The 12,241-nt window shown below is 63.6% G+C and carries 15 protein-coding genes; 1 reads left to right on the plus strand and 14 read right to left on the minus strand.

Features of this window, described 5'->3' with window-relative positions; translation table 11 throughout:
• Nucleotides 1–16: 16 nt before the first annotated feature.
• Entirely contained in the window at nt 17–214 is a 198-nt protein-coding gene (locus tag NLM32_RS46405) for a FecR/PupR family sigma factor regulator (RefSeq protein ID WP_375143576.1), read from the plus strand.
• A gap of 63 nt (nt 215–277) precedes the next feature.
• Here the strand turns inward: NLM32_RS46405 and NLM32_RS29385 are convergent, their stop codons facing one another.
• The 14 genes from NLM32_RS29385 to NLM32_RS29450 form a co-directional block, all read right to left on the minus strand.
• Nucleotides 278–1,150 (minus strand): lytic transglycosylase domain-containing protein, encoded by an 873-nt coding sequence (locus NLM32_RS29385; protein ID WP_254132254.1) that lies wholly within the window; start codon nt 1,148–1,150, stop codon nt 278–280.
• Nucleotides 1,150–1,578, minus strand: a complete 429-nt coding sequence (locus tag NLM32_RS29390; protein ID WP_254132255.1) for a hypothetical protein — start codon at nt 1,576–1,578, stop codon at nt 1,150–1,152. Before NLM32_RS29390 ends, NLM32_RS29385 begins: the two co-directional genes overlap by 1 nt.
• Before the next feature lie 175 nt (nt 1,579–1,753).
• Complete coding sequence (locus NLM32_RS29395; protein ID WP_254132256.1) at nt 1,754–2,854, minus strand: polysaccharide biosynthesis/export family protein; 1,101 nt, start codon at nt 2,852–2,854, stop codon at nt 1,754–1,756.
• Between the two features lie 340 nt (nt 2,855–3,194).
• Nucleotides 3,195–3,581, minus strand: coding sequence for a hypothetical protein (locus tag NLM32_RS29400; RefSeq protein ID WP_254132257.1), 387 nt, complete (start codon nt 3,579–3,581; stop codon nt 3,195–3,197).
• A gap of 208 nt (nt 3,582–3,789) precedes the next feature.
• Nucleotides 3,790–4,656: a hypothetical protein gene (locus tag NLM32_RS29405; protein WP_254132258.1), complete on the minus strand. Its 867-nt coding sequence runs from the start codon at nt 4,654–4,656 to the stop codon at nt 3,790–3,792.
• A 35-nt stretch (nt 4,657–4,691) separates the two neighbouring features.
• Nucleotides 4,692–5,240, minus strand: a complete 549-nt coding sequence (gene gspM, locus NLM32_RS29410; RefSeq protein WP_254132259.1) for a type II secretion system protein GspM — start codon at nt 5,238–5,240, stop codon at nt 4,692–4,694.
• A 5-nt stretch (nt 5,241–5,245) separates the two neighbouring features.
• Nucleotides 5,246–6,283: a PilN domain-containing protein gene (locus NLM32_RS29415; RefSeq protein WP_254132260.1), complete on the minus strand. Its 1,038-nt coding sequence runs from the start codon at nt 6,281–6,283 to the stop codon at nt 5,246–5,248.
• Between the two features lie 32 nt (nt 6,284–6,315).
• Entirely contained in the window at nt 6,316–7,248 is a 933-nt protein-coding gene (locus NLM32_RS29420; RefSeq protein WP_254132261.1) for a general secretion pathway protein GspK, read from the minus strand.
• Nucleotides 7,245–7,952, minus strand: coding sequence for a type II secretion system protein J (locus tag NLM32_RS29425; RefSeq protein WP_375143577.1), 708 nt, complete (start codon nt 7,950–7,952; stop codon nt 7,245–7,247). The genes NLM32_RS29420 and NLM32_RS29425 overlap by 4 nt, the downstream gene beginning before the upstream one ends.
• Entirely contained in the window at nt 7,949–8,359 is a 411-nt protein-coding gene (locus tag NLM32_RS29430) for a prepilin-type N-terminal cleavage/methylation domain-containing protein (RefSeq protein ID WP_254132263.1), read from the minus strand. The genes NLM32_RS29425 and NLM32_RS29430 overlap by 4 nt, the downstream gene beginning before the upstream one ends.
• Nucleotides 8,325–8,840 (minus strand): prepilin-type N-terminal cleavage/methylation domain-containing protein, encoded by a 516-nt coding sequence (locus tag NLM32_RS29435; protein ID WP_254132264.1) that lies wholly within the window; start codon nt 8,838–8,840, stop codon nt 8,325–8,327. The genes NLM32_RS29430 and NLM32_RS29435 overlap by 35 nt, the downstream gene beginning before the upstream one ends.
• On the minus strand, nt 8,785–9,255 hold the full coding sequence (gene gspG / locus NLM32_RS29440; RefSeq protein WP_254132265.1) for a type II secretion system major pseudopilin GspG: 471 nt from the start codon (nt 9,253–9,255) through the stop codon (nt 8,785–8,787). Before gspG ends, NLM32_RS29435 begins: the two co-directional genes overlap by 56 nt.
• A 16-nt stretch (nt 9,256–9,271) precedes the next feature.
• Nucleotides 9,272–10,489, minus strand: a complete 1,218-nt coding sequence (locus NLM32_RS29445; RefSeq protein ID WP_254132266.1) for a type II secretion system F family protein — start codon at nt 10,487–10,489, stop codon at nt 9,272–9,274.
• Nucleotides 10,490–10,493: 4 nt separating this feature from the next.
• A complete protein-coding gene (locus NLM32_RS29450) occupies nt 10,494–12,179 on the minus strand; it encodes a GspE/PulE family protein (RefSeq protein ID WP_375143578.1) in 1,686 nt (561 codons plus the stop codon).
• Nucleotides 12,180–12,241 lie beyond the last annotated feature (62 nt).

Genomic DNA, 12,241 nt, shown 5'->3' on the forward strand with positions numbered 1-12,241 from the left:
GGCATTGTCATGGATCATGCGCCTCAAATCGGGTGAGGCGACGATTGCGGATGCCGAACAGCTGATGGACTGGCGGGGCAGAAGCACCGCCCATGAACATGCGTTCCGCGATGCTGTAAAATGCTGGCGCGCGATTGGCCAAGCGCTATCGACCAGCCGTCCGACGCCTGCGGTGCGGCGTCGGCGTCCGATGGGCGGCAAAAAGCGGGCATGATACCCCGCGCTTGATCCAGGACCGCCAACTTATCTCAGCAGTATGAGATCGATAAACGCCTGATCAACGTAGATCGGAGGGCAATTTTCGCTCGGCTGCGCTGCGCAGACGCGTGTTGAGCTCTGCGAAATTGATCGTACTGCCGACGGCGGTCCGGATCCGGCCACGGGTGGCGCCGCCATTACTCCCACCACCAGCGCTGGCGGACGACCTTCCGAACGTCGGCTGCGGAATAGAGCCGGTGATGGCAACGCCGTTTGCTGCCAGATGCGCGCGAACACGCGTGCAATATTCGACCGACAAATAGGAGAACCGCGTCTCGCCGTGGCCGGCACGATATTTCATCGTCGCCGTGCACAGATCGCCGCCGGCCCTGCGCCAGGCGCCGGCGAGGTATTGGACGCCATAGTGGACGTTGACTTCGGGCGTGGCGAGCTCCGATGGTGTGCCGGCAAATCCCATCATCCGGGCCGTCGGCAGCATCACCTGCATCAATCCGACCTCGCCGTCCAAGCCGACGACGTTCGGATTGTACCTGCTTTCGACGGCCATCACGGCATCAACGAGTGCTGGCGGCAGGCCAAACGCGAGCGATTCACGCTCGATGAGTTGACGATACTCGGCACGGCCGGCGCGCCAGTCGCGACCAAATACTGCGCTGCTTCGGAATGAGTAGTTCGCACGCAGCGGATTGGCCGGCGGAAAATCGGCAGCCGTGAGCGCACGCGGCGCGAACCGCTCGAGCGCCAGTGGTTCGAACGTGCTGTCGTCCGCATCCACCGACGGAGCGCCGCTGATTTCGGTGCCTTGGCCGGCTTCGTCCTGTTGTGCCCTCACCTGCTCGCTCAGGATGGCGAGCAGGCACACCGCGATCGAGGACCACAGCAATTGACGTGCGGGCGTCGCGGCCCCGCTTTGGGGAGGAGATTTCGACATCAGCGATGCGGCAGCACATTAGCGATGGGCGGCGGACGATAGGGAGTGATTGAGCGACCGTAGTTGGACCCTAACTGTTGGCGGACGGACGCCTCGTTGCCAAGGCCCACGCGCACGTCGGACGATCGCGCATCGATCGGAGGCAGGTTGAGCGACGGATTGACCTTGTCCACCTCTCGACGAAGCTTCTCATTCAGACAGCCGAATGCGCTGTCGCCTCCGATCTGAACATCGACGCAACGTTGAACGGTGGAACTGGGGGTCGCGCCACCGACAATCGTGCCCGCCCCAGGTCCAGCCGGCGAATTGGCCGGCAAATTAAACGGACCTGGCGCCTGTGCCATCGCTGGGATCGCCATGGTCGCGACGAGCCAAGCCGCCAGGCCGGCCCGACGGAAGAATCTAAACCTCGACAGAGCATCGCCCATGCCGCGAAGCCTCCATTAGCCAGCGTGCCTGATGCCGGGGAGCCGAGCGATGATATCACCAGCGAACACCGCCCCGGTTGAGACTCTCATGTTAACATGACTCGTCGAAAATGACGCGTTCCCATTTCAGAAAGGCGCGCGCCTTCATCCTTCGGCCTGTTGCGCCAGTCATCACTCAGAGCCTGCTTCGAACCACCTTGATATCGTTGACGAGGAGCGCCCCGTTGTCGGCCGTTCCGACCGCCGTGTTGATGAAATTGAGAACCTTGGTGATGTCGACCTGAGGCGCATTGGCGGCATAAAGCACGTCGAAGGGACGCATCTGCATCTTGGTGGCGACGAAATAGCCCGCAGGGTCCTGGAAATTGACGTTGAAGATAACAGGAACGGTCTCGCCGTCGTATTTTGAACAGTCAATGCCGAGCTGACTTGCGACATCGCGCGGCTCGCGGCGATAGAGAAACACCGAGGCCGGGTCGGCTTGCAGGTCGAGCAGGCCTCCGGCCTTGGCGACGGCCTGCGTCAGATTGATACGCCATGCGTCGAAGTTGAATTCACCTTGCTGGCCGGTCGCGCCAAAGGCGACGAACTTCATCGGCTCACGATAGAGATAGATGCGGTCCCCCGGCTGCACGAAGACGTTGCTTGCGGGGAAATAGACAAGGTTTCCGAACGGTAGCGTAGCGCGCTTACCGCTACGCTCGAGGACAACCCAGGTTTCCCAGCCGGCGCCGCTGATGCCGCCTGCACGGGTGATCGCGTCGGTGATGCGATCCTGCGCGCCGGCAGCCGGCATCGGGAAGCGTACCGGCGTCCTGACCTCGCCAAACACGCTGACCAGCGATGAGCGCTGCTGGCTCGATGTGACGACAACTTGCGGATCGATCGCGCGCTTCTTGATCTGCGCGAGGATGTCATCCTGGATCTGCACGTTGGTACGACCCGCCGCGCGTATCCTGCCGGCATATGGCACCGTGATGTTGCCATCGTTGTCGACGGCCTGATCAGGGAGGTTGACGAAGTTGCCCGGCCGGACGCCGGCTTCGAGCGGGATGTACAGACCGCCGGCCGACGCCTCAAAAATGGTGACGCTAACGATATCGCCGATGCCGAAACGGATGCTGGAGGGAGGACGGGCATCCGTTAGACCGCCAGGCAAACCGCTCGGCTCGAGCTTCTCCAGCTTATGCACGATATCGGGGGTGAGCTTGACCATGGCGAACGGCAGGACGCTCGTATTCTCCGCCTTGACGTCGACGCTCGCCGGCCCTGACATCGAAACAAATCCGCAGCCGCCCAGCAGCGTGGAACAGATCAGATAACACGCGATCGCTAGACCATCTCTCAATCGCATGATCGCTTCGTACTCAGCCTGCGTACCGCTTGCTGAGCCTGCAAGGCGCGGCGCGCGCCTGCACGCTTTCCGCGACCACTTGCGGATCAGCTTGCGTTTCCTGCTTCATAGACGCTGCAGGTGCGGCGACCACGAAAACAAGATGTACGATATTGTTCGGAGAGTGCGCGGGAAACCTTCAGAAAAGCAGCCGCGAAATAGTGAACGATCGACGCACCGGCGGCTCATGGCAACATCGGCCAGCCGAAACGCGCAGCGATCTTCAGGTGCCGGAGAGGAGTTCGCGCAGGCGCTCGACTTCGAGCTGGGTTTGCTCGAACACGAGCGTCAGAAGCGCGTTCTCGCGCTTGAGGTCTTCGATGCGGCGAAGGCGGCTTCTTTCATCCTGTTTCAGGCCGAGATCGTAGACGTTCTCGTTGGGATCTTGCGCCGCGGACTCAAGGCGAGCCAGATCCGTCGCATTTGTCGCGCGCATGTCTACCCCCGAACAAAAACACACGCTCAAAACGTCGAGCGCTCGCGAGGACAGCAGCCCGCTGCCTAGCGACGCATATTTGCCATCGTTGTAAGAATGTTTCTTATCGTTGCTGTGACCGATACTAAAAACAATTTCAGATTTGCGAAGAAAAGCGATCGTTATGTTGGACAAAATGCGGTCATTGCGTGACGACGGTGCAATTTCGATCGATTGTCGCGAATTCCCAGCCCGGAAATAGCGACAGTCCGACCACGTGCGTTCGAGGTACGGCTGTCATCTCTACGGCCGCCGCAACGACGCTCGGGTCTGGCGCGATTATCGCTAGCATTCAGATCAGGCGAATACGCTCGCCCGCCGCCGGTGCGACACGGTTCACTGACTACCGCGGCCACTGCTGCGCGAATGGATTGGCTAAATTGGCCGGAAGCTGTCCGCGCTGCATGTTCGCATTCGTTGGCGTTGGAGGAATACCGGGCGACTTCGCGTTGACGGCGAGCGCCGCCGGCGAAGGTGGCGGCGGCGCCGCAGCGAGCGCCGCTGGGGGGCCCGGCTTCAGGTCGGGAGGCGGCATGTCGAGAACTGTACTGTCCAGCCCCTTGGCCAACTCGACCTGACGGGGCCGCACCTCGTGCAATGTCCATCCCTGATGGTTCTGTCCCCGCTTCAGCCGCAGCACGGCCTTGCTGGTGGGGTCGATGAACAATCCAATCCTCTCACGCGATCCGGCGACCGTGCCCAGCAACGTGAGCTGCGGCTTCTCAGGCTCTTGCCGCGGTGGCGCAGCGACCGGTGCCGGAGCCGGGCGCGCCAGCAGTTCGGGGCGCGGCGCCGGACGGCGCGACGGCGCGAACAGCGGTTGATCGCGGGTCGCGGACAATCGCGCCATGGGAATTGACCAGAGCGGATTTCCGCTGGTGATGTGCTCATTCGATTGCACAGCCGCAGCTGCGGCAGCAGGCACTGCGGGCGGCGTCGCGGCGGGCGACGCAGCCACAGCCGGCGTTGGCTCCACGGACCTAGGCGTGAACAAATCGCCGCCACCGGGATCGACGGCCTGCGCACCCATCGTCAGCGGCGTATTCGCGGCCCGCGCCGAGGCATGGCCGATCAGCAACGAACCAATCAGCAGTGCAAGTGCGCGTATTTCCACGCATTTCCCCGTATCGACTTGACGGTGATCAATAACGTTCGCATCTCTCTGAAATGCGACACTATGATAATATTGATATCGTCGCAACTTGATCAAGCCCGATCTCGTGAACAATGATCGCAACGGACGCCCTACTTCTGGCTTTGCCGCTGCCCGGAGACGCCGAGCACGATGCGTAGCTTTCCACCCTGCGTCGATGCCGACGGCGCCTGGATGACCAGCTCGTCGATGAACAGAAGCGGCATACCCGCCTCGAGGTCGTAGAGAAGCGGTTGAAGCTGGACAGGATCGATTTCCAGGCTTGAGGTTGCCGTGATGAAGCCTGACTTCGACTTCGGCCCAAGGAGATCGACCTGCGACGACAGTGTATTGCCGCTTACCCGCTTCGTCGCGGCCGCTAGGCGCTGGAGCAACGCGGCGCCGGCGAGCGAGGCGCTGTTGCCCTCGAGAAAGGGTGAACCCGGCGGGATATTGACGTTGGCTCGCGCGGCCGGCACCCGCTCCGCGCCCCGCACCTCCAGCCGGTCGAGGATCTCGGCGGCCGCCCCAACTGCACTACGCCGCTCCAATATGTCGAGCGCTGTACCGATCGTGGCAAACAGAAACAGAGCGATCAGAGCGAGATAGGCGGCAGCCGCCGCGATCGGAAACCGTCCGAGGAGTGCCTGGATTTTCTGCATGCCCATCATGTGCCGGACCCGAAATATGCCTTGAGCTTTGTCTCAATGTGAAAGCGGTCGCCCGGCTCATTAGCGGCGTGTGTCGTCGGCGCAAAAAAGCCCGCGCTGGAAAAGTGTGGCGACTGCTCCAGGATCGAGATCAGCGACGGCGCATCGCGGGTAACCCCGACGATCTGCAGTTTGTCCCCTTCGATCCGGACTTCGGTCGCATAAGTATCCTGGGGCAGCAGCGCCGACAGCGCATCAATCACAATCACGCTGGCGCGTGTGCTCTGCTTGCGGCGGATCAATAGCTCGAGCGGGCTGCCGCCCGCGCCGGTCTGATTGCCCCGCATGATCGCGCGCCGCTCCGAAATCCGCTGTTGGATCTGCTGGGCTTGCGTGTCATAGGAATCGGCGACGAACCCGCCGAACCCAAACGACAGCATCGCCAGCACACCGGTCGTCGCGAGCGTTGCGACGAGGCCGGTTCGCAGCCGGCGGTTTTCGGCCTGCTTGCCGCCGCGCTGGTCCAGCACGACGATCCTCCCGTGATCCGATGTCACGGTCGAGATCTCGACAGCGGTGGCGCCCAGATCGGAGAACGCCTGCGCCAGAGAAGCCGCCGCCGCACGCCCGGTCGTCACCACCGTGGTTTCGATGCGATCACCGCCTATGTCACGCGGTGGCGTCCAATGGAAGAGCGCTTCGCTCGCGTTCCAAGGAGTGATGCGATCGATCTGCGCCCGAATGATGCCGTCGAGGAACTCGGCGGCGCGACCGGGCAGCTCGATGGGACGGAACACGAAGCGGGATGGCTGTAACCGCAATTCGACCACACTACCGCGAACCGCGGCGGCCCATAGCGGAGATAGCTCCTTGCCGATGGCACCGTCCGCCATCTCGATCGCAAAGGGAGCAAGATCGCCGTCGGTGGTTTTCGTTCCTGATGAGAGCCGCATTGCGAAGGCGCCGGCCTCATCCTCAGCCACCTCGATGCGACGTACCGGTTTCACATGCGCAAGCCGTGCGCTCACGATGCCGGCGACCGTGTCGATCCACATGGATAGCGCTGCTGTAACATTACTCGCCAGGCTCATCGCTGCGCCGCTCCTGTCGCTGGATCGATTTCGTCCCGCCAGGTGAACACCCGATAGGCAGTCTTCGCGCCGGGTCCGGAAAGCATAATGACGCCTTCCGATATGCTCTTTCGCCCGTCGGGCAAGATGATCTGCATCCGAACGCGATAAGCATCGCTCCCGGCCACCGACGCACCGGCCACCCTGCCGCCGAGCGCACCCAGCACGAATTCCGGATCGGTCGACGGCAATGAGTCGCGCTGATTCAAGAATGCGTCGAGCTTTGTGGAGCTCATCTCGGGCAATGCGGAAATAACTTGCGGAGCGGCGTCCAGCACGTTGATCGCCGCAGTTCCGCTATACACCGTCAAGTATGGCCGTGCCTGCTGCAAAAGCGTCGCAGGCGCACCCAGCACGAGTGCGAGTTCATCGACGCTACTGAAGGGAGCATGGCGTGGCAGGTAGTTCAACCCGGCGGCGACGTACAGCGCGTCTTCGCTGTCCTGCCCGTTGTGCCGGGGCGCGCTCCGCCACGCGACCACTCTGTTGGCAAGTTGACCGGCCGTATCGGCATCTACGCCGAGGGCTGAAAACAGGCCACTGATCATGGACTGAGGAGCCATGTTGAGATTAATGCGTGCCGACTCCGCCTGATACTCGATCGTCACGCTCGCGTTCGCCAGCCGGAAGGCAAATCCGCCATGCGTCGGGCGCGAAACCGCAGCGGGAGCCGAGAGCCTGTAAGCGGTCATTTCGATGCCGGCCGATGATATCATCCCGAGCTGCACGGGCGCATCGAGCGCGGCGAGCGAAATCGCCGACTGCGTCATGTACGCCGAGCTCACCAAGGCAAGCGCTGCCAGCGCAGCGAGCAGCCACAGGGCAGCGACAACAATGAACCCGCGCTGACCGGAGCGCGAACCTTGGATCGTTGCGGAGGTCTTGGTCACCTTGCCTCCGGCGCATTGTTATTCGGTTTGACTTGAGCCTCCGCAGGGGCAGCGTCGTCGGCACGGTCCGGCTGCGGCGCTCCCATCTCAGCGCGTATACGGACGGCGGTCGAAAGTACGATTCCGCGGTCACCGTCACGAATGTCGAAGCGAACTGCGGCAGGCATACTGGCCCAGCTCGGCCACTTGCCGGTCCACCCCCCACCGGGGCCGTCATACGCAAAGGTGACGCGGAATGGCGCGCGCAGCAGCACGACCGGATCCGCGAACGGTATCGGATCAACCAGCGGATCCCCAGTCGGGAGCAGGACGAAAGGTGCGCGCGATCGCACCAGCACCCGACCCTTGCGGTCGCTCGTTTCGGCAATCCGCACGATCTCCAGGCCCGAGCCGTTGTTCGGACCCAGTGCTGAGCGCACGAAGGTGACGGCGGCCTCGTCACCTCGAAACAGCGCCCTGTTGCTGGTTCGATCAGCCGTGACGAACTCGGCCGCGGACAGGTCGGCCGCCAGGCGATCGAGCGTGATCGTCATCTGCTCGTTGCGCTGGGTCTGGAGCAGGCCACGATTCCACGGCGGCAACCACTCGCCCGTCACACTCGCCAGCGCGCCGAGAACCAATCCCATCAAAGCAATGGCGACGAGGGCTTCGAACATGGTGAAACCCGCAGTCAATCTCCACGCTGAGCGCCGGAGCGGCCTCATTGGCGCGGCTCCTCGCGATATTGCAGGCGCACGGTCTCGAGCGAAACGATCGCACCGGTTGGCGACTGCACGCGCAGCTCGATGCGGCGCGGGATGAACGGCGAATCCGGAACCGCTGTCTCGTCATCCACGAATGACGAGATCCGCATCTGCCAACGATAGCCGGCCTCCCTGCCCGCAAGCTCGGTCGGAAGCGGCTGACCGCCCTGCGGCAGACGTGATGCGATCAGCCGCGCCGTCTGCATCAACGCGGTATGCTGCTCGAGCTGCTGCGCGCCGCGCACGTTCCTGGCGACGAGTGAGCCGATCGCGGCCAGCACGATCGACACCAGCGCCAGCGCGACCACCGCCTCGATCATCGTGAAGCCGGCTTCACTGTGACGCCTGGACGATATCCTGCGCGACAATGTCTACCCCTCCCGTCAACCAGTTCACCCTTACATCGAATCCGCTTCCGAGCCGCGTCAGCCGTATCGCTCCGCCGCAGGACATCCCGCTCGGCAGAAACGTGATGGTCGACGGCACGTCGCGCCCGTTGCAGCGCTGCGGCAGCAGCGCGTCGAACTCAACATCGTCAGGCACCCTGACGATGCTCGGGCTTGAGCCCGCCCTGATCGTTCGTCCCGGCGCATCGACGACGGCGCCGACCGCGAGCCGGCGTCCCAGCGCCGCATTGCGGTCGGCCTTGAGCAAGGTCGCGATCTGGATCGCGTAGGCTTCCAGCTTCGGCCGCGACGTCGATATCGGCATGCGCGGCAGCGCGATGGCAACGAGCAGCGCCATGATCGCGAGAACACAGACCATCTCCAGCAGCGTGAAGCCGGCCTCGCCGCTATTTCGCGACTGAAGTGATATCGCCCGCCGTTCCCGTTCCGCCTTCCTGGCCATCCGAACCGAGCGAACGGATTTCGTAAGGATCCTTCTCACCGGGCTGCTTGTAGACATAAGGATTGCCCCATGGATCGTTGGGAACGCTGCCGCCCTTCACATAGGGACCATTCCAGGAGTTCACGCCGCTGATCGGACGCGCGAGCGCAGCCAGACCTTCCGAGCTCGTCGGGAAGCGGCCGGCATCTAGATAGAACAGGTCGAGCGCGCTGCCAAAACTCTGGATCTGGATCTTTGCGGCCTTGACTCGGGACTCGCTGAGATAATTGAGCACGCGCGGGCCGACCAAGGCCATGATCATGCCGATGATGGTGATGACCACCAGCATTTCGACCAGCGTAAAACCTTCCTCCCCGCGACGGCGCCGACGACGCCGCGGCGGAGCGAACAGGCTCCCCCTCGAAAAACGGATCATGCGTGCCCTCCTCTGTTCATCCGACAACTTGCGTAACCGACAACAGCGCCGTCATGACCGAGACGATCAATCCGCCGACGACGACACTGATGAGGATGATCGCCGCGGGGCCAATGATGGCCACGACGCGATCGAGCTGCCGCTGAAGCTTCTCCTCGTAGAATTCCGCGACTCGGCCTGACAGCGTCGGCAGCTGGCCCGTCTCTTCGCCGAGCCGCAGCATGCGCACCGCGACCGGCGGCAACACGGCCGAGGCGGCCAGCGCTTCGGCGAGCCGACCACCGTGACGGACGCGATCCGCCATCGCCGCCCAGGCCGGCACGTCGCCGGTGGCTGTCATGATGTCGATCAGGATGCGCAGCGTCGCCGTCAGCGTCACGCCGCTGCCGAGCAGGATGCCGAGATTGCGCGAGAACAAAGCGGCGCGATGGAATTCCACGACCGTGGAGATCACCGGAAGCCGCGCGAGTTGCGTCACGACACTGGCCCGGACCCCGGGCCTGCGCCAGGCGAGCCAACTGCCGATGACAACGATGCCGACCACGGCGCCAACCTCGAGGCCATGGCCGCGCAGAATATCGGACAGCGTGAGGAACACCTCGATGACCGGGTCCGTCTTCGCATTGAAGTCACGCAGCACGGCGGAGAATTGCGGCAGCACGAACGTGACGAAGAAGATCAAGACGCCGCCGGCCGCGAGCAGCACGAAGGCGGGATATTGCAGGGCGCCGGTGACCTTGCGCCGCAAGGCCTCGGCCCGCGTGCGCTCGATGCCGATCGTCTCCAGGATGTGATCGAGCCCGCCGGACATCTCCCCGACCCTGACGAGGGCGACATACATCGGCGGAAACAGCGTCGGCTCGCGCCCGAGTGCCTCGGCAAAGCTTTCGCCCGACAGGATCGCGTTCTTGATCTCGTTGATGATGGGCCGCAGCCGGCCCACATCCATATCGTTGGCGAGCAGCTCAAGCGCGTCGTTGAGCCGTGCCCCGGCCTTCAGTAGCAGAGCAAGATCGCGGGTGAAGATGGTGACGTCGGCTGGGCCCGGCTTCGACAGCGTCAGAGAGGCCAGCGACAGCGACCAGCCCTTGGCTTCCTCCTCGGGGCCCGCATCGATCGCGACCAGGCCGAGATATTCGATGCGCTGGGCGACCTCGGAGAGATCGGCCGCGGTGATCGAGCCGGAAACGACTTCGCCCTTCTGTGTCAGGGCGCGATAGCGGAAGTTCGGCATCTCGTCACCGCACGGTGGTCACGCGAAGGATCTCCGCCGCCGAGGTCATGCCCGACAGGCATTTTGCAAGGCCGTCCTCGATCATCGTCGTCATGCCGTTGCGGATGGCGACCTTGTCGATAGATTCCCAGTCGGACTGCTCCTCGACCAGCGCGCGGACCTCTTCGTTCATCTCCAGCACCTCGAACACGCCGATACGGCCGCGATAGCCGACGCCGCCGCAACGCTCGCAGCCGGCCGGTTCGAAGATGACGTTACCGACGGACAGACCCACCGCCGTGTAGCGCGGGTCGGCTTCGACGTCGGCATGGGTCAGCGGCCGGCTGGTCTTGCAGCGGTCGCAGAGCTGACGCACCAAACGCTGCGCGATCACCGCGCGCAAGGTCGAGCGCAGCAGGAATGCCTCGACGCCGAGATCGAGGAGACGCGGCACAGCGGCAGCCGCCGTCTCGGTGTGCAGCGTGGTCAGCACGAGATGGCCGGTGAGCGCGGCGTGGATGGCGACATGCGCCGTCTCGGAATCACGGACCTCGCCGACCATGATCACATCAGGGTCCTGACGCACGAAGGAGCGCAGCGCGGTCGCAAAGGTCAGGCCGATCGACGGCTTGGCCTGGGATTGCGAAATGCCGGGGATTTCGTATTCGACGGGATCCTCGATGGTCAGGATCTTCCGTGTCGGCTCGTTGAGCAGCGACAGCACGGTCGCGAGCGTCGTGGTCTTGCCGCTGCCGGTCGGTCCGGTGACGATGATCATGCCGTGCGGCAGGGCCAGCATCCGGCGCAATTTGCCCTGATCGCTCGCCAGAAAGCCCAGCTTGTCGATCGACAGCAGCGCGCGATCCCGCGGCAGCAAACGGATGACGGCGGACTCGCCATGCTGCGTCGGCATGATCGCGACGCGCACGTCGATCTCCGATCGCGCCGCACGTACGCGCGCTCCACCGTCCTGCGGCAAACGGCGCTCGGCAATGTTGAGCCCCGCCAGGATCTTGATGCGGGAGATCACCGCCGCCGGCGGCACGCCGCTCGGCGTTGCCACATTGCGCAGCAGACCATCGACGCGCATACGTATGGTCAGCGACGAGCGACCCGGCTCGATGTGAATGTCGCTGGCCCGCAGCTCCACCGCCGTCTCGAACAAGTCGTTGACGGCCCGGACGACCGGCGCGCCGCTGGCGAGGTCGCGCAAATTGTCGATGTCGTCGTCCTGCACCGTGGCATTTACGGCGTTGTCGGTGGCTGCAGCGTCCTCCTCACCAAGACGCTGATCGAGTACGGTGCCGATATCCTCGAACGAGGCCACTTTAATAATAGGCGCCGTCCCAAGTACGATACCCGCCGCCTGGATCGACGCGCGATCGGTCGGGTCGGCCAGCACAAGCACCGGCGATCCCCCGGCCGGCTGACACGGAAACACCGCCATCTCGCGCAGAAACCGCCGCGAGAACTGCTGCACCCGGGATTCCGCCGCCATCATCTCCTGCAGCGTGACCCGCGGCAGCTCGAAGAACAGCGCGACCTCGTCGGCAAACTCGCTGGCCGACAATTCGCTCATTTCCCAGAGCTTGCGCAGGCCGCCCTCGGCGGGACCGGATCCGTTCAACCTGCCGAGCTTGTCCGCATCCGCCTTCAGGCCGGTTTTCTGGCTGAAACGAGCTGCAAACTCGTGCGCATTCGGGGAAGCCATGAACGTCTACCGGCAAAACTCTGACAGCCGCTCAAAGCGGCGAGCGCGCCGTTTACCTTACT

This window comes from Bradyrhizobium sp. CCGUVB14 (assembly GCF_024199935.1).
Lineage (GTDB): Bacteria > Pseudomonadota > Alphaproteobacteria > Rhizobiales > Xanthobacteraceae > Bradyrhizobium.

Bases quoted from the DNA above. Each gene is read 5' to 3' on its own strand.
- NLM32_RS46405 (WP_375143576.1), top strand. From the start codon at position 17: ATGCGCCTCAAATCGGGTGAGGCGACGATTGCGGATGCCGAACAGCTG.
- NLM32_RS29385 (WP_254132254.1), bottom strand. From the start codon at position 1,150: ATGTCGAAATCTCCTCCCCAAAGCGGGGCCGCGACGCCCGCACGTCAA.
- NLM32_RS29390 (WP_254132255.1), bottom strand. From the start codon at position 1,578: ATGGGCGATGCTCTGTCGAGGTTTAGATTCTTCCGTCGGGCCGGCCTG.
- NLM32_RS29395 (WP_254132256.1), bottom strand. From the start codon at position 2,854: ATGTCAGGGCCGGCGAGCGTCGACGTCAAGGCGGAGAATACGAGCGTC.
- gspM (WP_254132259.1), bottom strand. From the start codon at position 5,240: ATGCAGAAAATCCAGGCACTCCTCGGACGGTTTCCGATCGCGGCGGCT.
- NLM32_RS29415 (WP_254132260.1), bottom strand. From the start codon at position 6,283: ATGTGGATCGACACGGTCGCCGGCATCGTGAGCGCACGGCTTGCGCAT.
- NLM32_RS29425 (WP_375143577.1), bottom strand. From the start codon at position 7,952: ATGAGGCCGCTCCGGCGCTCAGCGTGGAGATTGACTGCGGGTTTCACC.
- NLM32_RS29435 (WP_254132264.1), bottom strand. From the start codon at position 8,840: ATGGCCAGGAAGGCGGAACGGGAACGGCGGGCGATATCACTTCAGTCG.
- gspG (WP_254132265.1), bottom strand. From the start codon at position 9,255: ATGATCCGTTTTTCGAGGGGGAGCCTGTTCGCTCCGCCGCGGCGTCGT.
- NLM32_RS29445 (WP_254132266.1), bottom strand. From the start codon at position 10,489: ATGCCGAACTTCCGCTATCGCGCCCTGACACAGAAGGGCGAAGTCGTT.
- NLM32_RS29450 (WP_375143578.1), bottom strand. From the start codon at position 12,179: ATGGCTTCCCCGAATGCGCACGAGTTTGCAGCTCGTTTCAGCCAGAAA.